General features: G+C 34.9%; 16 protein-coding genes and 2 rRNA genes. 5 read left to right on the top strand and 13 right to left on the bottom strand.

Annotated elements, in window-relative coordinates; all coding sequences use genetic code 11:
• Window positions 1-119: 119 nt before the first annotated feature.
• The 4 genes from BUB12_RS06095 to BUB12_RS06110 form a co-directional block, all read right to left on the bottom strand.
• Complete coding sequence (locus tag BUB12_RS06095; protein WP_072889133.1) at window positions 120-1,646, bottom strand: SulP family inorganic anion transporter; 1,527 nt, start codon at window positions 1,644-1,646, stop codon at window positions 120-122.
• 520 nt (window positions 1,647-2,166) lie between these two features.
• On the bottom strand, window positions 2,167-2,526 hold the full coding sequence (locus BUB12_RS06100) for a Na-translocating system protein MpsC family protein (protein WP_072889135.1): 360 nt from the start codon (window positions 2,524-2,526) through the stop codon (window positions 2,167-2,169).
• 162 nt (window positions 2,527-2,688) lie between these two features.
• The gene (locus tag BUB12_RS06105; protein ID WP_072889137.1) at window positions 2,689-3,669 is read right to left on the bottom strand and encodes a ring-cleaving dioxygenase; all 981 of its coding nucleotides are present in this window, start codon (window positions 3,667-3,669) and stop codon (window positions 2,689-2,691) included.
• Window positions 3,670-3,848: 179 nt separating this feature from the next.
• Window positions 3,849-6,614: a UPF0182 family membrane protein gene (locus BUB12_RS06110; protein WP_327196135.1), complete on the bottom strand. Its 2,766-nt coding sequence runs from the start codon at window positions 6,612-6,614 to the stop codon at window positions 3,849-3,851.
• 218 nt (window positions 6,615-6,832) lie between these two features.
• Between BUB12_RS06110 and BUB12_RS06115 the strand changes: the two genes are divergently transcribed.
• Both BUB12_RS06115 and BUB12_RS06120 read left to right on the top strand, forming a co-directional pair.
• Complete coding sequence (locus BUB12_RS06115; protein WP_072889139.1) at window positions 6,833-7,285, top strand: Hsp20/alpha crystallin family protein; 453 nt, start codon at window positions 6,833-6,835, stop codon at window positions 7,283-7,285.
• Window positions 7,286-7,452: 167 nt separating this feature from the next.
• Window positions 7,453-7,800, top strand: a complete 348-nt coding sequence (locus BUB12_RS06120) for a YqzG/YhdC family protein (protein ID WP_072889140.1) — start codon at window positions 7,453-7,455, stop codon at window positions 7,798-7,800.
• A gap of 138 nt (window positions 7,801-7,938) precedes the next feature.
• Here the strand turns inward: BUB12_RS06120 and BUB12_RS06125 are convergent, their stop codons facing one another.
• Window positions 7,939-9,828 carry a C40 family peptidase gene (locus BUB12_RS06125; RefSeq protein ID WP_084063234.1) on the bottom strand — a complete coding sequence of 630 codons (1,890 nt, stop codon included), beginning with the start codon at window positions 9,826-9,828 and terminating at the stop codon, window positions 7,939-7,941.
• Window positions 9,829-9,932: 104 nt separating this feature from the next.
• Window positions 9,933-10,340, bottom strand: a complete 408-nt coding sequence (locus tag BUB12_RS06140) for a YuzC family spore coat inner layer protein (RefSeq protein WP_084063235.1) — start codon at window positions 10,338-10,340, stop codon at window positions 9,933-9,935.
• Window positions 10,341-10,486: 146 nt separating this feature from the next.
• Here BUB12_RS06140 and BUB12_RS06145 point away from each other — a divergent pair, with 146 nt between their 5' ends.
• On the top strand, window positions 10,487-10,963 hold the full coding sequence (locus tag BUB12_RS06145; RefSeq protein WP_234982588.1) for a hypothetical protein: 477 nt from the start codon (window positions 10,487-10,489) through the stop codon (window positions 10,961-10,963).
• Window positions 10,964-11,017: 54 nt separating this feature from the next.
• On the opposite strand, the gene BUB12_RS06150 is transcribed toward BUB12_RS06145, so the two are convergent.
• Entirely contained in the window at window positions 11,018-11,878 is an 861-nt protein-coding gene (locus BUB12_RS06150; protein WP_407668438.1) for a metallophosphoesterase, read from the bottom strand.
• Window positions 11,879-12,023: 145 nt separating this feature from the next.
• Here BUB12_RS06150 and BUB12_RS06155 point away from each other — a divergent pair, with 145 nt between their 5' ends.
• Window positions 12,024-13,601, top strand: a complete 1,578-nt coding sequence (locus BUB12_RS06155) for a BCCT family transporter (protein ID WP_072889142.1) — start codon at window positions 12,024-12,026, stop codon at window positions 13,599-13,601.
• A 62-nt stretch (window positions 13,602-13,663) separates the two neighbouring features.
• On the opposite strand, the gene BUB12_RS06160 is transcribed toward BUB12_RS06155, so the two are convergent.
• The 3 genes from BUB12_RS06160 to BUB12_RS06170 form a co-directional block, all read right to left on the bottom strand.
• Window positions 13,664-15,127, bottom strand: coding sequence for a SulP family inorganic anion transporter (locus BUB12_RS06160; protein ID WP_072889144.1), 1,464 nt, complete (start codon window positions 15,125-15,127; stop codon window positions 13,664-13,666).
• A gap of 302 nt (window positions 15,128-15,429) precedes the next feature.
• A complete protein-coding gene (locus tag BUB12_RS06165; RefSeq protein WP_072889146.1) occupies window positions 15,430-18,522 on the bottom strand; it encodes an AAA family ATPase in 3,093 nt (1,030 codons plus the stop codon).
• Window positions 18,523-18,539: 17 nt separating this feature from the next.
• A complete protein-coding gene (locus BUB12_RS06170; protein ID WP_072889148.1) occupies window positions 18,540-19,730 on the bottom strand; it encodes an exonuclease SbcCD subunit D in 1,191 nt (396 codons plus the stop codon).
• 379 nt (window positions 19,731-20,109) lie between these two features.
• Here BUB12_RS06170 and BUB12_RS06175 point away from each other — a divergent pair, with 379 nt between their 5' ends.
• Window positions 20,110-21,111: a lipoprotein gene (locus BUB12_RS06175; RefSeq protein WP_072889149.1), complete on the top strand. Its 1,002-nt coding sequence runs from the start codon at window positions 20,110-20,112 to the stop codon at window positions 21,109-21,111.
• Between the two features lie 406 nt (window positions 21,112-21,517).
• Here BUB12_RS06175 and BUB12_RS06180 read toward each other — a convergent pair whose 3' ends face one another.
• The 3 genes from BUB12_RS06180 to BUB12_RS06190 all read right to left on the bottom strand — a co-directional run.
• Window positions 21,518-22,726 carry an alanyl-tRNA editing protein gene (locus BUB12_RS06180; RefSeq protein WP_072889151.1) on the bottom strand — a complete coding sequence of 403 codons (1,209 nt, stop codon included), beginning with the start codon at window positions 22,724-22,726 and terminating at the stop codon, window positions 21,518-21,520.
• Between the two features lie 142 nt (window positions 22,727-22,868).
• Window positions 22,869-22,984: ribosomal RNA gene (gene rrf, locus BUB12_RS06185) — 5S ribosomal RNA — on the bottom strand.
• A 113-nt stretch (window positions 22,985-23,097) separates the two neighbouring features.
• Window positions 23,098-23,209 (bottom strand): 23S ribosomal RNA (locus BUB12_RS06190); the annotation flags it as partial.

Consider the following 23,209-nt stretch of genomic DNA (forward strand, 5'->3'; position numbering starts at 1 on the left):
GAACGGTATCTTTTGTCTTTACTGGGTGGCCCAAAAAAATTCGAACAGATTCAAATTCTTTTTAAGGAAGATGAATTGTTCGAACTCTTTTTAACATCTATTCTCTATGCATCAATCTCTTAGGTAACCTTCTCCTCTAGTAATTCTTCGTCTTGTTGATCCTTTTTCACATCAGCTTTCTTCGTATATGAGATTATTAAGAAATATAATCCTATTACTAGGTATCCTATTGCATATTCTGGGGATGCATTAAACGCAATTGCTGGTGCATGGATGATTCCAAAGAATGACAATAGCATTCCAGCAAAAGAAAATAACGAGGCTCTAATATAGTTCCCATCAATGATATACACGACAATTGCGCCCAGAATGATTGCCGTAATGAGTGCACCTTGACCAAGAGGCACAATTGCTGGAGAGATACCACTGACCACTTCACCAGCATCATTATTAAATCTAGTCATCACGTAGTTTGAGAAGTATGGAATCATCGCAATTGCAATTGCAGGGAAATATTTGCTATGTGATGTTTGATATGCAGTTGCAATCATGGATATACCAATAAACACCATAATCGGGGCTATCGCAGAAATTGGTATAAGTGATGAAATAACTGCAACAAGTCCAAATACTGCAGCAAATATATAGACAATACCATTTAAAATACTGTACCCTCTTCCGGCACCCATCCATTTTGAACCCGTCGAAGCCATATAAACTGTAGTTGGAAAAGCTCCACCAAAAATTGGTCCAATCATTGTTCCAATCCCGTCAACTATCATGCTTTCCTTAATATCGTACTTATCTCCAAGTGCTCCTACCGCTTCTACATTATTCATAGTTTCAATTGCATTATAGATTGTAATTGGTAAAACTACTGCAAATATGGTGGCAGCAGTACCAAATAAAAGACCAAACCCTTCAAAGGTTGCTAATGTCGGTAATATAGGATAAAAACCAAATTCCGATAATCCTGAAGAAATACTATCCAATTTAGCATAACCAAAAAGATAAGCAAGTACTGTACCAACAATAATTGCAAACAATGAGGCAGGAATTTTAAAAGGCATTGCCATTTTCCCAATAATCCCAACGACAACTATTGCTAGAACAACTAACCCAATAACTGGTATTTGCAGCGTGTTAAACATCATTTCACCAGCTATAAATGTCAGGGCTAAACCAGCAAGTGCTCCTAACATTGCGGCCCTTGGAATATTTTGATGAATCCATCTACCAATAAAACCCATTAATGCCTCTACAATTCCACTAATAAAACAGGCGGCAACTGCAATTTTCCATGCCATCTCATGACTATCTGTAAGTGCAAGTGCAGGAGCCATAACGCCAAATAAAAACACAAACATAGGTGGTGTACTAATCCCATATGATAATGCTGTGACGTCTGTTCGATTTTCTCTAATAGCCAACTTTTTTGCCATATGAGCATAATACAAATTACCAGCTAACACTGCAACAGCGGCACCTGGTACTACTTTCCCAAACACAATATCAGTTGGAAACCCCATTCCTAACATTGTTACTGAAATGATTACAAAATTTGCAAGGTTATTCTGGAATAAAGCAAAAAATGCATCTGTATCTTCTTTCTTAAACAACGGATAATGAACAGCAGTTTTGCTCATCTTACTTCCCCTCTCGCATTATTTTAAAATGCAATCCCCTATCCCCCTTTAAATTGTTTTGTAATCTAAATAAAAAATCCACAGCCAGAAAATATCTCAAAGAAGATATTTTTCGACTGTGGACATGGAACCCCGTATAACAAAGATCCAGGTTACAGTTATATAAACAAAGAACTAAAACGACAAACATTTTAGTTCCGTAGCATAAGTGTTATCTGTTGTACGGTAATCGAGGTAAGTTCTCGATGCCCGTAGCACAGGAGTTGTCTAATCTACGGTAATCGAGTGACGGTCTCAATTCCCCTTGCAACAGCGTTGTCCAGTCTTCGGTAATCGAGAGACGGTCTCGATGCCCCTTGCAACAGCGGGGTCTAGTCTTCGGTAACCGAGAGATGCTCTCGATGCCCATAGCAACAGAATTCGCCGGTCTTCGGTAACCGAGAGACGCTCTCGATGCCCCTAGCAAAGGAGTTGTCTACTCTACGGTAATCGAGAGAGATTCTTTCCTTTAGTTAGCATATTAGTCAACTATTTTTCTATCAAAAATAATAATACAGCATGCATGCTCTGTTTCTGCATCATAATCTTTCAGTACAGAGATCACTTTGTAACCAGTGACTTCTTGGATTTCTTGTTTTAATTCTACTTTAAATTCTTTTATTAATGCAGCATCGGCAAATGTAGTTAGCTCGTTAAAATTCTTACTTAAAGCCTTAAAAGCAGGGACACGTTTATGCTGTGCAAAAATAATGATTCGTTCATTATAAACACTAATTCTTTGACTTACGACTCCAGTAGCGTAAAATTTCTGGTTAATTTTATTATACACCTGAGCAACATTTTTCTTTAAAAGTCTAGTATCAGAAGAAATCACAGCCATCCTTCACCCTCCTATTACCATCATTTTAATGAATGCGCTTTCATAAGTCAATATATATTTTGAAAATTTTAAATATAAAGTAAAAGACTGATTATAAATCTGTCTTGGGTCCCATGCATAAAAAAAATCAGTAGGCCTACTCACACCTACTGATTTTTCTATTTAATATTCTTTTTCGAATTCTATTGTACTTCTAACTGTATTTATTGGGCGTACCATTTGTTCGATTTGATCCCTTTTATCTTCTAAGAATGGTGGTAGGGATAACTTCTCACCTAAGGTTTCATAAGGTTCATCGCCCATAAATCCTGGACCATCCGTTGCAAACTCAAATAATATATGTGGTGCCACTTGACAATATAACGAACCGAAGAAGAAACGGTCCACAAAACCGGATGTTTGGAATCCAAATGATCGCATATGTTTATTCCAATCCTCTAAAACAGAGCGATCATCTACTCTAAATGCTGCATGGTGAACGGTTCCGTAACCTTGCCTTGCTTGTGGTAATACTGGATTATACTCCACGATAACACGTGCACCATTTCCTCCTTCTCCTACCTCGAATAAGTGATAGGCACCATCACTATCAATTTCTTTAAATAGGAGAACTTTTTCCATCATCTCTTTAAAATAATCAAAATTTGCAACACGAACGAAAATTGGTCCTAGTCCGGTAATTGCATATTCTAATGGAATCGGGCCATTTTTCCAAGGTGTCCCACTCGCTACTCCTTGATTATTTTCATCTGAAATTAATTGGTATTGCTGATCATCAAAATCAACAAATGATAATGCCTTTACTCCAAACTGTTCTTCAATTCCTTTATGCTTAACATCTAGTCTATCAAAACGTTTTTCCCAATAATGTAGAGCTTCATCATTTGGAACACGAAAAGAGGTTTTATAAATCTCATTCGTTCCATGAGAACCTTTTGGGATACCTGGGAAATCGAAAAATGTCATGTCGGTTCCTGGATTCCCTTCATCATCTGCAAAAAATAAATGATATGTTCGAATATCGTCTTGATTTACCGTTTTCTTTACTAATCGCATTCCAAGTACATATGTGAAAAACTCATAATTTTTCTCCGCGCTACTCGTTATAGCTGTTACATGGTGCATCCCTTTCAAATGGTTCATTTATTAGTCCTCCTAGTTATATCAATCAAACATTCATACTTATATTTAATTAAGATATCTTTAATTCAAATTAATTTTATCATTAAAGAAGGAAACCTGTCAATAATAGGATTTCATTAAGTGGTTTAAATAATACAATGGAAAAAGAGCAGTACCTCTATGGCACTGCTCTTTGGTCATTATTCTATATTCCCTAATCTTGATTCAATTTCAGCCATAATTTCTCCAGCTTTAGCCCAATCACCAGAAGAAAGTGCATTTTGATAGTCATCAAATAGGTCTGCAATTTCTCTCAATGATTCTTCAGCATTTAATATTGGACCGGTTGGATCGTCACCCTCATCTGACTCATCTGAGTCACCAGTATCAATATCTTCTTCAAGATCATCCATACCTGGTGTTTCTACATCTACATTCGGATCCAGAATATCAAGCATGACATCCAATGCCTTGTCAAAAGTAGATTCCATTACTATATGGTCTTCATATGCTATAATTACCTGTTTTACTTCCGGTAATGATGTGGCATTAGAAGATTCAATGTATATTGGTTCTACATAAAGCACTGTATCTTCAATTGGGACTGCAAGTAAATTACCACGAATTACTTCTGAGCCACCTTGTGACCATAGATTCAATTGTTGAGAAATATAACTATCTTGGTTAATTCGGTTTTCGATTTGTTGTGGTCCATAAACGTTTTTCTGTTTCGGGAATCGATAAACAAATAATTCCCCATAATTTTCTCCATCATTTCGAACACCAATCCAAGCAATCATATTTTGACGATTTTTCGGTGTATATGGCATCATTAAAACGAATTCTTCTTCATCATACTCTGGCAATTTCATCGTAATGTAATATGGATCCATTACAATGTCCTCATTAAAGTACTTCTCTGTTGGGAACTGCCAAGTATCTTCACGATTATAAAAGACCTCTAGATTATCCATATGGTACGTACCATACATAGATGCTTGAATGGTAAATAACTGTTCAGGATAACGGAAATGAGCTTTTATATCATCGGGTACTTCTTCAGTAAATAACTCTGGAAACATATTCTGATAAGTTTGTAATAATGGATCCTCAGGGTCTGATATATAATAATTAACTTCACCAGAGTACGCATCAATCACAACTTTAACTGAATTTCGGATATAGTTTTCATCATTCTGATATGGTTCTGCATAAGGATAGCGTTCTGCTGAAAGATAAGCATCTAACATCCATGCTAGTGAACCATCTTCTCGTACAAAAATATATGGATCCGTATCATACTCAAAGAACGGCGCAATACGGTTTACACGTTCTTTTATATTTCTTGTTGCTAGTAACTGACTTTCATCCGTAATTTGGTCGGATACAAGCATTCTAAATGAACCTTCATTTAAAGCAAATAAAATACGGTTAAGTCCTTGTAATGGAATTCCTAAATCAGCATCATAACGAGTTGTCATGTTTGCATCTCCTGTAGGGTAATCGAACTCGTCTACTTTACTGTTTACAATTACATTTGGATATGGTTGTTCACCAAAGTATAGCTGTGGCTTCGTAATATCCATAACACCCTGAGGTGGTAAGTTTTGCAACATAAATTCAGGCTGCCCTTGAGAAGTAATTTCATTTACGTGACTCATAGCCACTCCATATCCATGAGTATAACGAAGATTTTTATTCACCCATGTTTGAGCTTGTTCTGGCAAGTTATCCATGCTTAATTCTCTCGCACCAATAAATACTTGTTGATATTCTCCATCAATCCAATAACGATCGATATCCACATCATTATAATTGTAGTACGTTCTAAATGTTTGCTTTTGATTATAAATATCCTTAATTGGTCTAGCGTCATTAATACGCATATTATCAATCGTTAGAGCATTTCTTTCAACCATAGCTTCATCTAATGAATCATTCGCTGGATGTTCTTGTTCGTCAATTCCATCAAGGTTATAAGCTGCTCGTGTGTAATCTAAATTGTGTTGTAAATAAGGGCTTTCTTTAGCAAACTCATTAGGTGATACGATGAAATTTTGAACGACTACTGATGCTAGCTGTCCTACTACTACTAATCCAACGTAAGCAACAACAGGGATTGCCATTGATTTAAGTCTTCCTCTTGTTAACGCGATGATCATCCAAATGGTTCCAATAACGGCAACTCCTGCAAGTACATATGCTTTAGGTATATTGATTAAATCATCTGTATAACTAAGGCCATGTACGACACTTTCTTGAAAAATGTTTACTTGATTGGTTAACAATGTTTCATACGGTGCTAATATATGAGTCCCTGCTAGTAATAAACCAATAAATCCTAGTGTAATCCCCATATGAAGTTGAGCTGAACGACTCATGCGATACATATTAAATACGGAGTACGCACCTACTTCTAATAGGAAATAAAAAATGGCTAAACCAAGTAGTAAATTAATAATAAATTTAATAAATGGTAAAACAAATAAATAGAAAGAAATATCCATATTGAAATATGGGTCTGTTTCACCAAATGTTGCAAAGTTTAATAGTTTTAATGCTGGTTCCCAACCAAAACCTTGCAACATTGAACTACCAATAATACCAACAAAAATAGATATTCCTAATAGTATCAATGCACTAATTTTTTTACTTAAGATAAAGGATGGCAACTGGCTTTGATCCATATGACCAATATACGAACGTCTAATCCATGATAAGGTAGCGAACGTTAAAATTAGATATAAGAAAAAGCCAATGACACCTAACATCAATTTACTACCAAATACCGTCATAAAAACAGTACTGAATCCTAAACTATCCATCCAAATGTAATCGGTAATCCAATTGGAGGCAATTAAAAATAGAATTAAAATAGCAACAATAATTCCTACAAAGATACCGACACGATTCATTATTTTCTTCCACTTATCTATTTGTTCCTGATTGACTTCGTTAAAATCCAATATTGTTCCCCCTATAAATCTTCATAGTATTCTTTTCTATCATAACAAAAAAATGTGATTAATGCGCTCATTAACGTAATACGATTTATTTTAAAAAAGGTTTCATTTTTAGCAAAAGTATATAGGTACTTCTCTCACTTTTTCCACTAATGCCCACTACAATTTAGTTCATTCGCATATTTATATAATGAAGAAATTTGACAAAAGGAGGAATAGAAATGGATTCCAACAAAAATAATTTCCCCAATAATTTTAATGTAGACTTATCTCCATTTCGCGACTTCATACGGCATATGGACCGATTTTTTGATGAATCCTTCCGACAAATGAATTCACATTTTGACTTAAAACCATTTTGGATCAATAAATATGAAACCGAGACTAATATTATTATCGAAGCAGAATTACCGGGTTACAAAAAAGAACAAATTCAATTAGAAATATTAGGTTATCAACTAAGGATATCTGTAGAAGATCGCACTGTCATAGAAGGGAATCACGATGATAATAACTACTATGGTAAACAGCAATCTTATAAACGTAGAGAAAGAGTCGTTTCATTACCCTTTAAAATTCCTAAAGAACAAACAAAAGCAAAATTTCGAGATGAAAAACTTACCATATCAATTCCAAAGAACAATAATAATCGGAAATTTATTGATATACAATAACTTAGACAAAACCATAATCAGATGCCATTAGTAAGGTCTAGCATACTTCTAATGGCTTTGATTATTTATACTGTCGATTTTTCTATAGACAAGCCTATTTTTTAAAGCTTATGATTTAGCCAGATAAAGCCAAACTAAGAACAAACGCTAATGAAAGGAAGTTAAAGATGAAAAAGTTGTTACTTTTATTCGTATCCATTGTGACTTTATCGATCGGTTTTATTCAATTTGGCTTAATCGGAGACGATATCAGTGTAGATGCTCAAGAAAAAGAGATTCCACCCTATGCCAAATGGGGACAAATAGCAGTTAAAGAAACGATTAAAAAGTACCCTGATGCTGATTTAGTTGACTACCTACATCGTGGACGCACCTATAACGATGGAACTGCAACAGAGCATTTTAAGCTGTGGTTACGTGGAAAAGATAGAGAATTTGGCGTCTTTGTTGATGTTGAATTTGATCCATCTACGGAAAAAACAATTTCCGTATCATTCAAAGAAACGGATAAATAGGTTACTTGAGTAATTTAAGCCTTGATACGAATGGTAAACAATCATTCAGTTATATTGTAGGACAAGGAGACGAGGAATCATACACAAAATATGAATCCTCGTTCCTTTATTCTTATTCTATTATAAAAGAGTTTCGTTTTAATACACGCGTTTAGCTCCCACATAATACTTTGACCAATACGAATTATCCATGGAATAAACGGCAATCCCTTTAGAACTTGTAGCCGAGATCCATTGGTTGTCCCCCATATAAAAACCAACATGAGAGATATTCCCTGTTGAATTTACTGCAAAAAATACTAGATCACCTGGTTGCAATTGATTCGTACTAATACTTTCTCCTTGTTTATATAAGCCTGAAGAAGTATTTCTTGGCATATCGATTCCGTGTTGATTAAACATATAATAGACAAAGCCAGAACAATCAAAACCAGAAGGAGATGTTCCTCCCCACAAATAAGGTACACCCAAATAATTCACCGAATCCTTTATAATGGACTGCTTTACAACAGCATGTTCTATTGCTAACTGTGTTTCCTGATCAACCTTTCCTGATACAGAAATCCCATAGTCTGATTGAAAATTTTTAATAGCAGTAGTAGTTGAAGCATCATAGGTTCCTGTCATCGTAGGAACAGCATAGTACCCTAATAGCTTCAGACTTTGTTGTACTCCTTGTACGGATACATCCTCTTTAGTTGGGGACTCCTGTGTAACATCTCCTTTACTAGGTATAGTAAGTACTTGTCCAACAGTAAGGTTATTAGTAGTCAATTTGTTTGCTTGTTTTAATGCATCAACTGATACATTATTATTTCTTGCAACACTGTATAACGTATCACCCGAAACTACTTTATAAGTAGCTTCACTACTTGCTGGTGTAGTAACTGGAGATAAGACACCCATACTTTCTTTCGGTATAATAAGCTTTTGACCAACCTGTAATGTATCATTATCTAGATTGTTCGTTACTCGAATTTCATCTACTGTTACATTATGTTTATTAGCAATGCCCCATAAACTATCTCCTGAGGCAACGATATATTGCTCATTATTTGTAGTTGGAATGTTCTTTTCTTTCATACCTGTTCCAGTAGTCGGAATTGTGATTTCCTGACCAATACTTAACAAATTTGATGTTAATGCATTTGCTGTTTTCAATGCATCTATTGATACCTTGTATTTATTTGCAATTGCCCATAGACTGTCTCCTACTGCAACAACGTGAGTAGTTTGTTGAGTATCAGTGTTTATATTAGGAATCGTTAATGTTTGTCCTATTCTTAAGAGATCAGAACTTAGTTGATTACTACTTTTAAGTACGTCAATACTTGTTCCAAAACGTTTGGCAATTGCTGACAATGTATCCCCAGGTACAACTGTATACTGTTGGTTATCAGCTTGTACATTAGTTGATACCTGTGCATCTTGAATCATCACCGGTATCGTTAATGATTGGCCCACCCGAATCAAATTATTCGTCAAACCATTAGCATCTCGAATCGAATCGACAGTCGTTCCATAACTTCTCGCTAACATAGAAAGTGTCTCACCAGGATTAACAGTATGCATTGTTTTAGGGATAACTAACTTTTGCCCAACCTGTAATGTGTTTGATGATAATTGATTAGCATCTTTTATGGCATTTACTGACGTATTGTAATAACTTGCTAAATAATATAACGTATCCCCTGATTGAACCGTATAATATGTAGAGCTCACATCTTGTAATTGGACTGTAGGACTGTTCGGTAACTCTGCAGCCTCAACGGAAGTCATATTAGCACCTAATAATGGAATAGATGTAACTGCAATTCCACCAATCATTACTTTCAGCATCGTTACCTTTATTTTTGGATATCTCTCTTTTATCAATTCTTTCACTGAAGACACAAAATCCCCTTTTTCCTTTGGAATAGTTCCTAATTCTTGAGCAAATTCTGTCATATTATCATCTAAATAAATAACAATCTCATACTCTTCCTTATCTGCTACTTGTCTAAGTTCATGTCTTAGCAGTTGCGTCATTTATTCTAACCCCTTTTACTTCATATAGACTTAGTTTCCTATAATTTCTTATAATCATTCCTGCTATTTCTCTAAATCATAGAAAATCTACTATATCTAGAGTTTTATCTCCAACGAATAGCCATTGTTAACTTACAACATTCCGTTCCCTCAACATTTGAAATCATCGTTAAATTTATTCCATCAGGATTGTACTCTACTTCTACTTCTCCCTGTACACCTGTTGATTTAATTAATTCTTCCACTTTTTCAGTTTGATTTTTTTGAGCTGCATCCATTACTTGATATGCCAATTCTTCAGAACTAGAAAGGCTATCTAAAATATGTGATGCATCTTGCATTAATTGCTTAAATGCCGAAGATGAATCGTGAAAAAAGGTTGGATCGACTTCTGGATATGGTCTTACATTTGTCTGTATTAGAGTTGAATTAGAGTAATAAGGTACAGAGTAAACTGGATATGTGTAATATACATTAGGATAATAGTTAGGAAAATAATAAGGATAATACATGCAAATACCTCCATATATTGAGCTTTATAACAATATATGGTATTCCAAAAAAGGCGTGCACGTACGAAATATAATGAATAAGTTTTAGCAACTAGTGGAAAGTATTTCATAAGAAGTAATTTTATTGATAACGTGGTGATTTTAATGTGACAAAAGACAAACTTGAGAAATTAATGTGGTCAATTGCATTGCCTGGATTCGGACAACTACTAAATAGAAGGTATATAAAAGGACTAACGTTTATTTTTCTTGAATTTTTAATTAACATAAATGCTAATGTGAATACCATTATCTTTTATAGTTTTTTAGGGGATATTCAAGCTGCAATAGATAAAGCGAATTATCAATGGCTTTTATTCTATCCTTGTGTGTATTTTTTTGCGATGTGGGATGCATATAGAGATGCCTCAGGAGAAAATAAACCGTTGATTTTCCTTCCTTTTGTGTTTTCAGCGTACTTCATGACTGTTGGTGTAATTTATTCACCGGTACTTAAGATATTTGATATTTTGCCAGGGCCAGTATTTCTGCCGTTATTATCTATTATTCCTGGCGTACTCGTAGGACACATAATTAAATCAATTTTAGAGAGGTTTTGGAGGAAACCTTCTAGCATGGCTTAATTTTAAATAAAAACAATGATAGCGACATCATAAATTGATGCCGCTGTCACTTCGTTATTCTGTTTCTAAAGTAATCGAGACGACCTCTGGTAAATTAAAGATTCTCTGTGGAATAATACTATTTCCAAGTCCCCTACTAACAACCAATGTTGATTCATTTTCTTCATATTTACCTGCAGTAAAATTCGGGAAAAACCCTTGACCTGGCGCAACAAGACCACCTACAAACGGAAGCCTTACTTGTCCTCCGTGTGCATGCCCTGAAAAAGTGACATCAATACCGTACTCTTGATAAGTAGAAAACAATTCCGGCCTATGTGCTAAAAGCAATGTATAGCTACTTTGCTCTATTTCATCAGCAAATGGATTAAGAGAATCTTTTGTTATAGCCACATCTACATAGGACTCGCTACCATATGGATCATCAATACCTAAAAGAAGAATCTTCTGCTCTTCAATTGTTAACCTTTCACTCTCATTTCTTAAAACGTGAACACCTGCTGATAGCAACTTAGCTTCCAATGATTCATACTTTCCACTTGACCATTCATGGTTCCCAGTCACAAAGTAAGTCGGAGCAATATTAACTAATTGTTCCATTAGAATTAAACTCGGTTCCTCGTCATATTTTCGGGCATCAATCAAGTCGCCCGTAACAAAAATAATATCAGGTTTCTCGTTTTTCACTTTGCTAACTAATCGTTTTTGATTTTTTCCAAACGTTTTATTATGTATATCTGATAATTGAACAATCTTGTATCCATCAAAATTACTCGGTAGTTCTTTTGATTTAATCGTTATCGATGTGGTTGTGAGCCAGTTATTTTGGCTATACGAAAACAACACTAGAAGTATTAATAGAATAATAGATAGTACTAGAAACTTCTTCTTTTTAAATAATCGAATAGGAATCACCTAATTTTTACTTAGTCGCTAAGCGGGCACTCTGCGCTTTTCTTATTCAATTATAACAATTTATAGAAAGAATTTATATTTTAAATTGAAATATGATGATTGTGGCATATTAACATTAGCTATACTTTTAGAAGGAGTGACATAGGTGAAAAATCAACTAATTGATTGGCCAACGTTTATTGGAGCACTAATAATACTATTTGGTGTAACGATTCCATTAATACTATTTCCAGAAACAGGTGCTGAAGTTGTTAACATAGCTAATGATTTTATGACAGGAAACTTTGGTGTTCTATATATTCTGCTTGGATTACTGGCTTTGTTCTTTCTTCTTTTCGTTGCATTTTCAAAACAAGGAAAAATTAAACTAGGAAACCGAGATACGAAGCGTGAATTCGGAACTTTTTCATGGGCTGCCATGTTATTTTCTGCGGGAATTGGTTCTAGTATCTTATATTGGGCTATGATTGAGTGGGCGTATTATTATCAAGGTCCACCTTTTGGAATCACACCTGAAGCAGAAGAATCAATACGATATGCTGCGACGTATGGTATGTTTCATTGGGGTCCGATTGCTTGGGCAATTTATACACTTCCAGCACTTCCAATTGCCTACTTCTACTATGTAAGAAAAAAACCCGTACTTAAAATCAGTGAGTCCGTGCGTCCTGTACTAGGAAAATTAGTGGATGGGCCTTTAGGAAATATAATAGATGTCCTCTTTATTTTTGGACTGATGGGTGGTGCTGGTACAACCTTAGCATTAGGTACACCAATGATTACCGAGGGGATTAATGATATTACCGGCCTGCCTGTGAACCTGCTAACACAAGCTGGTGTAATGTTAGTATGTACAGGGATTTTTGCCATCAGTTCCTACTCCGGGCTACAGAGAGGGATAAAAATATTAAGTGATGCTAATTTATGGCTAGTAATATTTATATTAGGATTTGTCTTTATATTTGGTCCGACGGTATTTATAAGTGAAGCAACTGTTAGCAGTATTGGAATCTTATTAAACGATTTTTTCCGAATGGCCACTTGGCTTGAACCTTTAGCACAAGTTACTTCCTTTGAGTCAACATTATTTCCAGAGAGTTGGACAATCTTTTATTGGGCATGGTGGTTAGTTTATGCACCATTTGTGGGCCTGTTTGTTGCGCGGATTTCTAGAGGAAGAACCATTCAACAAATGATTCTTGGTACAATGATTTATGGTACTCTGGGGTGCATCTTATTCTTTGGTATTCTCGGTAACTACGGACTCTTTTTACAATTGTCTAATTCCTTTGATGTTATTGGTTATATGAATGAATACGGTGCCCCAGCAACAATCATTGAGATTTTAAATCAATTACCATTTTCAGGTTTGGTAGTACCAGTATTTACTATTCTTTCTATTATCTTTTTATCCACCACTTTCGACTCAGCATCTTATATTCTTGCTGCTGTTGCCCAGAAATCGTTAGAAGGTGGAGATCCTTTAAGATGGCATCGTTTATTTTGGGCGTTCACACTATGTTTCATGCCATTAGTTTTAATGTTTATTGGAGATCTTCAAACATTACAAACAGCAAGTATCGTATCAGGATTTCCAATCATTTTCATTATGATCTTACTAGCATGGTCCTTTATGAAAGCTTCGAATAAAGATATACGTGCCTCTAGGGAATATCGTGCACCCACAATTTATATAGCACGTAAAAATGATAAAGAAGGTTAGATACTGTTAGTGAATATATCAAAGGGACTACCCTTAATGGAGTAGTCCCTTCTATCTTTGTATTAATGCCCTGATGCTTTTGATAAGCCACCAATTTTTTGTTTTAAGTCATTACTTTCATCGTTCAAACCAGTATACGTAACTTTTATATTATTTTGCTCAAACTTCATTTCAATCTTATCTAAAGCCCCTACAGCAGAATCATCCCATAAATGAGCATTCGATAAATCAATCTCAACTTCTTTAACAGTATCATTGAAGTTAATCTTCTCCAATAAGTCTGTAACGGAAGCAAAGAAGATTTGACCGTGGATTTTATAGACCTTCTTATTTCCTTCTAATGCAACTATTTCATTAACTTTCACTTTAGAGATCTTCGCTGCAAAGAAAATGGCACTTAATAGAACCCCTGCTAACACACCTTTAGATAAATCATGAGTCACTACTACCGTCACAACTGTCACAACCATGACAATTGCATCAGTACGTGGCAATTTATGCAAGTTCTTTAGGGAAGACCAATCGAAAGTTCCGATTGAAACCATTATCATAACTCCAACTAGAGCCGCCATTGGAATTTGTACTACTAGATTACCTAATACAAGGATAAGGAACATTAAAAATACACCAGCGACAAATGCCGATAATCTCCCTCTACCACCGGATTTCACGTTAATTACTGATTGACCAATCATCGCACAACCAGCCATTCCTCCAAAAAATCCTGAAACAATATTAGCAATTCCTTGCCCACGACTTTCTTTGTTTTTATCACTTTCTGTATCTGTCATATCATCAACAATATTCGCTGTTAATAGTGATTCTAAAAGACCTACAATAGCAAGTGCTAGAGAATATGGGAAAATAATCATTAACGTTTCAAATGTAAATGGAATTGACGGGATAAGAAAAACAGGCAATTGTTGCGTTAAATTTCCTAAATCTCCTACCGTTCCAAGTTGTAAATTACCAAAAATTGCAATTGCCGTTATTACAATTATTGCAACAAGAGTCGATGGAACAGCCTTAGTAAACCTAGGTAAAATATAGATAATTGCTAAGGTTAATGCTACCAGTCCATACATTAACCATCCTTGACCAGCAAAGTGTGGTAGTTGAGCAGTAAAAATCATAATAGCTAATGCATTCACAAATCCAACCATAACCGACCTTGGAACAAATTTCATAACATTAGCTAATTTGAAGACACCAAATATAATTTGAATGACTCCAGTTAGTATTGTAGCTGCTAGTAGGTATTGCAATCCATGTTCTGAAACTAAATTAACCATAAGTAAAGCCATTGCACCTGTTGCTGCAGAAATCATTCCTGGCCTTCCACCAACAAATGATATCACTACTGCTATACAAAAAGATGCATATAGACCTACCATTGGATCCACACCTGCGATAATAGAAAAGGCAATCGCTTCTGGTATTAATGCAAGGGCAACGACAATTCCTGCTAGGATATCACCACGTACATTACCAAACCATTCTTGTTTTAATTGTTGTATATTGTTCACTTAAGCACCTCTTTTTTATTTGACGTAGCGTAAACACTGTGTTGACGCTATTTTCCGTTTAGAACATAGTGAATCATATCATATAAAGACATACCTTCAAAACGCCATGAAAACGCGAACATCATCTGTTTACTCTAAATTTCTCTTAATTACTCTAATTTAGGGCTCTTTTAATAGAAGTGTTTTGTGAGAAGGTGAAAAATAATGGAAAAGTAGAAACGATGCACTTACTTATTTTAGTAGCTGCTACTCAAAAAAAGCCCATTGATAGGTTTGATACCTTCAATGGGCAAATAGTTACCTTATTTGACTAAAAACTTAGTCTTACTATAACCTTCTTTCGTTTTAGAAACTTGAAGGATGGCCGGAAACATAGCTTTTAATTCTTGAACGTGTGAAATAACACCGATCATTCTGCCGGATTGCTGTAAATCAATTAATGCATCAATTGATTTATGCAGCGATTCCTCATCCAATGAACCAAATCCTTCATCAATAAACATCGTGTTAATCGAAATATTCCCTTGAAAGCTTTGAATTACATCGGACATACCTAATGCTAGACATAAAGATGCATTAAATTTCTCTCCACCAGATAATGATTTCACATCTCGAGTCTGTCCCGTATAAGCGTCATATACATCAAGTGCTAAGCCACTTTGACGTCCATGTGACTCTTGTCGATCACTACGGATTAAATAATATTGACCGTTCGATAGTCGTTTTAAGCGCTGGTTAGCAGCATCAATGATACGCTCAAGGTATTCAATTTGTAAGTACCGTTCAAACGATATCTTTTGACTGTTCTGTCCCCTAGCTACATCATATAAATCTGTTATTGTTGCTAGTTTCTTTTCTAGGCTTGTTACCTTCTCATTCTCAGTTAAAATATTCTCTTTGATTTTCATTGTCTCTTGAAGGTACTCTTTTGAACGGTTATACGTGTTAAAGGCTTTTTCATATGTTTCTTTTAAGCTTAGCAGTTCTTGCTTTAGTTCTTCTAGTTCAATTCGTGTTTTGTCTTTTAATTCGATTTTCAACTCACTTACCTGTTGTTTAACGGTGGACAAACTATTTTTAAAACGTTCAATTGTTTCTTTTAATGTAGTTCTGTCCTCTTTGGATAATTTCGCATTATGATACGATTCTTCTGTCGAAAAATCAGCTTCTTTTAATTGAGTGAAAAATTCTGTGTCGGCTTTTTCTCTATTTTCTTTTGCTTCTCCTACTTGTTTTTGGGCATGTAAGACGTTTGATTCCGCTTTTGTTAGTTCCTCTTTTGCTTCTTGTAACTGTCTTTGTGCCACTTCCCATGCTTTTTCTAACTTCAACTTCATTTTTTCTGTTTCTGATATTTCTTTTTCCAATGTTTCAAGTACTTGAACTTCCTCAGGAATATTGCGTAAACGCTCTTCGTAAACAGCTTTATCTGTTTGATACTTAGTTCTTAAATTTTGATAGTTTGTTTCTCTTTTTTCTTTTAACTGATCAAAATCCTTTATTTCCTGTTTTAAAGATTTTTCTTGCTCTTTCTCTTCTTTTAAGTTTACTTGAAGGTGTTTTAGGTGATTAACTTCAGCTTTAAGTTTTTTACCTTCTTCTACTAATTGATCATGAATTACTTTAGCCTTGTCAAGATCAATATGATACTCCTCTAATTGTTCTACTTTTTCCTTTAACTGGGTGTTAACATTGTTTAACTTCACTTTTACATCTCGGAATAGGCTGTCCTTCTGATCCACCTGTTTTTTCAATTCATCCAAAACTTCCTTGGATACTGCTTCATCAGAATCAGTTGCTTTATTTGGATGTTCCATACTACCACAAACAGGACATGCTTCTCCCTCATGTAAATGAGTCGCTAATACACTTGCCTGGTTAGTTAACCACTTATCCTCTAATTGACTGTATTTTGATTTTAGATCTAGGAAAGAACTTTCAGTTTTTGTCATCTCTATTGTTAAATTAGTCTTTTCTTCGTTGAGCGTTAAATAATCTCTTAAAACATTTACACGATCCCTAAGATCATATAGTTTCTGTTGTTTATTAGATAAATTACTAACCGCCTCATCCATCTGAGATATTTTCTTACTGTCTTTTTCCAATTGTTCGTTTTTTAACTTTACCTGTTCTTTTACTTGATCTAGTTCTTCACGAGCTTGTTTTCCTTTAATAGCTAGCTCTTGCAGGTGACGTTTCTTTTCATCTATTTCTTTCACAGTTGGTAAGAATTCTCTCAATTGATCCAGTTTTTTTGTTGTATTCTCTCTAAGTTCCTTCTTACCTTCTTCTTCTTCATAGATTTTTTTTGCATGTTCTAAAGATTCTTCTGCTTTGTTCTTCGTAGATGTTGTTATAGATAATTGTGCTTGTTTATCTTTTTCAACCTTACGTCTTTCTTTTGCTTGCTCTTCATAAAAAGTAATCGTACTAGCGCGCTCTGCTGCTTCTAGTTCTTTTTCTTTGTTCTCAAAGTCCGGTACTTTAGACTGTAGCTCTTCTAACTGTTTTTCTTTGATATTAAGGTTATCAAACTTTTCATTCAATGCCTTAGACTCATGATATTGGGTTTGCTTCTTATCATGTGCTTGATAAGCATCTTCATATATTTTATTATCCTCGATTATCTTTACTTGATAATATTGATTTTCTAAGTCTAATCCTTCTACAACTTGATTAATGTTGTAGTGCTCTTCCTGCAACACTTGAAATAGCTTTGCATCTTCTCTTTCAGGTAAAACTTGAGGGATGCTTTGTACATAATGTTTTCTTGTCTGTTCTGCTTGTTTAAATTCTTGTTCTACGATATTCTTTTTATTTTTCAACAAGTCATTCATCTGTTTATACGACTCCGTTTTAAAGAGTCTGCGTAAGATCGCTTCCTTATTCTCCGTTTGAGAGGTTAATAGCTTCCTAAACTCTCCTTGTGGGAGCATTACGATCTGCTTAAATTGATCCTGAGTTAAACCAATAATCGCTTCCACTTTTTTATCAATTTCTGATACCATCTGTCGGTCTACGCATGGAATTTCTTTCCCATCTACTTTTTCGTAGAATTCATATTTCTCGCCGGTCTTTGATTTATTGCCTTTTTTCACATGACCTAATTGACGTAGGATTCGATACGTACGACCGTGTAATTCAAACTCTAATTCTACTGATGTATGGGTTTGATCATCGGCAAAATCACTACGTAACATTTTATTATCTTCTCGATCCGTACCACTAGCACTACCATATAAAGCAAAACAAATCCCATCAAAAATGGTTGTTTTTCCTGCACCAGTATTCCCAGAGATTACGAATAGCTTGTTTTCGTCTAATTCATTAAAGTCTACTACTTCTGAATGTTTATAAGGACCAAAAGCAGTCATTGTTAATTTTAAAGGTTTCATAGATATACGCCGCCCTCCTACCTATTGATTACCATTTCTTTAGGTTTTTCTTTCGTTTCATTTTCTTCTCGTAGTAGTTCATCTAATACTTCTTTAATTATTGCTTCTGTTTCTTCATTGGCTTCCGTACCTTTTACCTCTTTATAGAAGGATTTAAAAAGGTCAAAATCACTCATTTTACTACGATTCACGACCTGTTGTTCCTCATTAGAATCCATTGCTATTGCATAATTTTTCCTTTCAACATGCATTGCATTTGGATAAACGGAACGAATTTTTTCCATAGGTGAAAGAACCGGTGCTTCATCTAGTAATCTTACAAATACATAATCCTCATTCACCGGATGTGTTAATATTTCGTCCATAGTTGCTTCTACGGTACGTATGTCTCTTCTTGGATTTAGAAGGCATTTTTCTAATCTAGTTTCACCATCTGCATCCATTTCAACTATATAGTATCCTTTTTTATGATGCTCTTCTGATATTGAGTATTTTAGCAGTGAACCTGCATATTGAATGTTATCTTGCAGTACTTTATGCGCCTGATGTAAATGTCCAAGTGCAGTGTAATCAAAATTGGTAAAATGATGAGCATCCACATACTCCGCACCACCAATGGATAGTGGACGTTCTGAATCACTCGTATTCTCTTCTTCTTCTCCAAATGGAGTGACAAAAGCATGTCCAATAAACACATGTCGACTGTTTGGGTCCTTCTGTTCATTAATATTTTCTACAACTTTTCTCATTGCATCATTATGAGTACGTATCTCTTCATCATCAAACAGGTTACGTACAACACTAGGGTCACAGTATGGAATTAAATGAAAATGAACCTCACCATGGTCATCCTTAATTACGACTGGGTCTACTTCTGTTGTAAAATTTCCAACGATATGAAATCCATTATCTTTCATTATGCTACTTCCAAAATTCAGCCTTCCAGGACTATCATGGTTTCCAGCAACAGCTAATACAGGAGTATTTAAATCGATAATAATTCGCTTTAAGACCTTATCTAGTAGATGCACTGCTTCCGTCGGTGGTACTGCACGATCATATAAGTCACCAGCAATAACAACTACATCTGGTTTTTCTTCCTCAACAGCTTTCATGAATTGTTCAAGGATGTACTCCTGATCCTCTGTCATATATACTCCTTGTACGAGTTTACCTAGATGCCAATCCGCAGTATGAAAAAATTTCATGTCATCGACTCCTTTTTATTATTTTTAAAGTTTGATTTTATCGCTTGTATTCTGGGTATGTGAGGTTGAATAGGATAGATTAGCGTGGAAAAAAGAATGAAGTCTTGTCCATTTCTTTCATTATAAACCTAGTAAAAAAATCATGCAATTAGTGGTAGATTGGTAAATTTTAATTATGGCTAGTAGTTTTATCTTCATTTTTTAATTTCTAAGTACTATTAAGTTAGGAAAAGTTAATTTTACAAAAGTTTTTTCATGTAAAAATTAAAGTTAAGGAAATTCAAAAAAAATATATACCTAAGTATACATTACACTTTCTGGATGCTTTGCTACGATAACATAAGCGTACTTTTAAGACATCATGGAAAGAGGAGAAATAATGAAAAAATGGTTTGTATTATTTGTTTCAATACTGTTCTTAACAGGCTGTAGCGATATTCTTAACAGTTTACAAGAAGGAGAAGGTATTACCATTAATATCGAGACAGATGATAACTCAGAAGAAGAAACTGAAAAAAATCAACAAACTGATTCTAAACAAACTGAAGATTCAACTTCAAACCAAGTCCAGAAGGACCAATCAAAAGATAATGAATCGACAAATGAAGAGGTTGAACAAGGACAGGAAGAAAGCGAAAATGCAACTGACAATGAAGCAACAAGTGATATGTCACAACTAAATGTTGCTGATATTTTGCTCCAATCACATGAGGCTATGAATAATGTTACAAGTTTAAAACTTAATGGTTCAATCAAATCCAACATTTCTAACTTTTATCAAGATACGATTCTTTCTTGGAATATTGAGGCAGAACACAATTATCATAGCAAAATTGTTACTCATGAATTGATAAATTTAGACGATGGTCGAACTGATCCAATGAACTTAGAGCTTTATACAATTCCAACCCACCAATGGGTACGTGACATTAACCATGATCCTGACAGTTGGTATGAAAATCCAGCAAATGTTGATAGCTATCGACAATATAAGGTCCTGATGTCCCATAAACTTGAAGAATTCGCTCAGCATGCATCACTCTTTGAAATTTCAGATGGAGACACGCACTATACAATTTCCTTTACCGGAAGTGATGAAGAATTTGTAAAGCATATTTATTTAGGATTCGATTATGTGATTGATGCGTATATTGGTAATAATTTCGAGCAAAAAACGTTTTACAATGGTACTTTCACGATGACCATTGATAAAGACACATTATATGTTGACACATATACGATTGAGCATGAAGAGGAAATTTCAGGTGTATCAGAGGAAGATGACTATTACATGCATGAAACCTCTGCCTACCAATTAAGTGAATATAACGAACATGATAGACTGGATATTCCATCTGATGTGATTGAAAATGCTAAATGAGGCTAGAAAAAAGTATTTTAGATACATCCAAAACCAAACAATAGAATCTATTCGGATTTTTGAAGTTATTCGCGAATAATTAGTAGTGAGTGAATCCTACCGTTACGGAAAATACACTTCGCTTTCACTTCCAGCACAAGGGCGGCTGGTGAGCCAGGGAACTGCTTGGTTAGGCTTCCTAGCACCCTTGCGCTGAGGAAGCCCGCTGCGTAGCATTACTTGTAGACGCAAGTGCATCATGGGGTCTCACCTATGCCTCTGCTCCCGCAGGACAAGTAACGCTACGGAAGCATAATCATCGCACGAAGGAAATTGTTCTTTATTTCCGAGGAGTCTTCGTGTATTTCCTTCACTAGTTTAGCCTCAATATCAATTTAAAAGTTTGTTGATTGAAGCGGATGGCAGTCTATATCCCGACCTTTATTTTATGAATTAACTCTAATAATAATTGTTCAGCAGAGATTACCTTTTCTCCACCACCTTGTGCAAAATTCTCTTTTCCTCCCCCTCTTCCATTTATCAGAGGCAAAGTTTGTTTAAGTAGTTGATTAACATTGATTTCAATACTTTCACTTCTTGCACAAACTAGTTGAAGCTTATTATCATAATCACTTACTAGTAATACTAATAGATCATTTCTTTTTCCTATTAATGTTCTAGCAAGTACTTGAAGCTCAGCCATGGTTTTATCTTGAAAAGCCATTTTAATTATTTTTATATCGTCATGAATTTCTATTTGATTTGTTAGTTGAATAGCTTCAAATTCTAGTATTTGATTATTTAATTCATTAATATTCTTTTCTAAATTCTTGTTTTGTACTAAAATACCTTCTGTCTTTTCAACTAGTTTTTCTTGTGGAACACTTAATTTTGTAGTTAAATCCTGGACCACATGATGTTTATTTTGTAGCTGTCTTAACACCCTATTTCCACATACAAAATAAACTCGTGTTTGTTTCTTTTGTTTCTCCCAATGGAGTATTTTTATTAAACCTACTTGTCCAGTTGACGTTGGATGTGTTCCTCCACATCCGTTATAATCAAAATCTGGTATAATAACTAGTCTTATGTTCTCAGAAACAGATATTGACTTTCTCAACCTATAGTTACTAAGCTCTTCCTGTGTAACCCACTTTGTATCTATAGAACGATTCTCAAGTATTATATTGTTTGCGATTTGTTCCACCTTGTCAGCCTTGTCAGCAGACAAACTATCTACATTAATATCAATAGAACAAATTTCTTTTCCTAAATGAAAGCTAACTGTCTGATAATTGAAATGATCGTCAAATGCTGCAGATAATATATGCTGTCCAGCATGCTGTTGCATATGATCAAATCTTATATCCCAATTTATTACTCCCTCACACTTTTTATGTAACTCGATTGGTTGTTCAACGTAATGACGAATTTCTCCCTCTACTTCTTGCACATCATAAACTTCTATATTATTTAATTTTCCAATGTCGTGTGGTTGACCACCACCAGTTGGATAAAAAGCGGTTTTATCTAGGAGAACAAAATAGCGACCGTCATCTTCCATCTCAGATTTTAAAACCGTTGCAGTAAATGAACGTATATAAGAATCTTTATAATATAATTTCTCAGTAAACATATATCTACTTTTCCTTTCCAAACATTTCTATTACCAGTTTTCATTTGATTATAACATATAGAGAAACAACAAACCTTTTTGTAATTTCCTATACCATAATAAAAAAACCTGCGATACAAAATGTATCACAGGGTATTTAATTGCCTGGCGGCGTCCTACTCTTGCAGGGGCAAAGCCCCAACTACCATCGGCGCTGAGAAGCTTAACTTCTGTGTTCGGCATGGGAACAGGTGTGACCTTCTCGCTATCGCTACCAGACATTCCATATTTTAAAGACAAGTTTTATTATATGCACTTATATGATAAAATGCAAGTCTTTTTTTATTTATACCTCAAAAACTAAATAAGAGATAATCAACGAATCAAATGTGTTAGTTAAGTCCTCGATCGATTAGTATCCGTCAGCTCCACGTGTCACCACGCTTCCACCTCGGACCTATCAACCTCATCGTCTCTGAGGGATCTTACTCACTCGAAGTGATG

This window comes from Ornithinibacillus halophilus (assembly GCF_900129485.1).
GTDB lineage: Bacteria > Bacillota > Bacilli > Bacillales > Amphibacillaceae > Ornithinibacillus > Ornithinibacillus halophilus.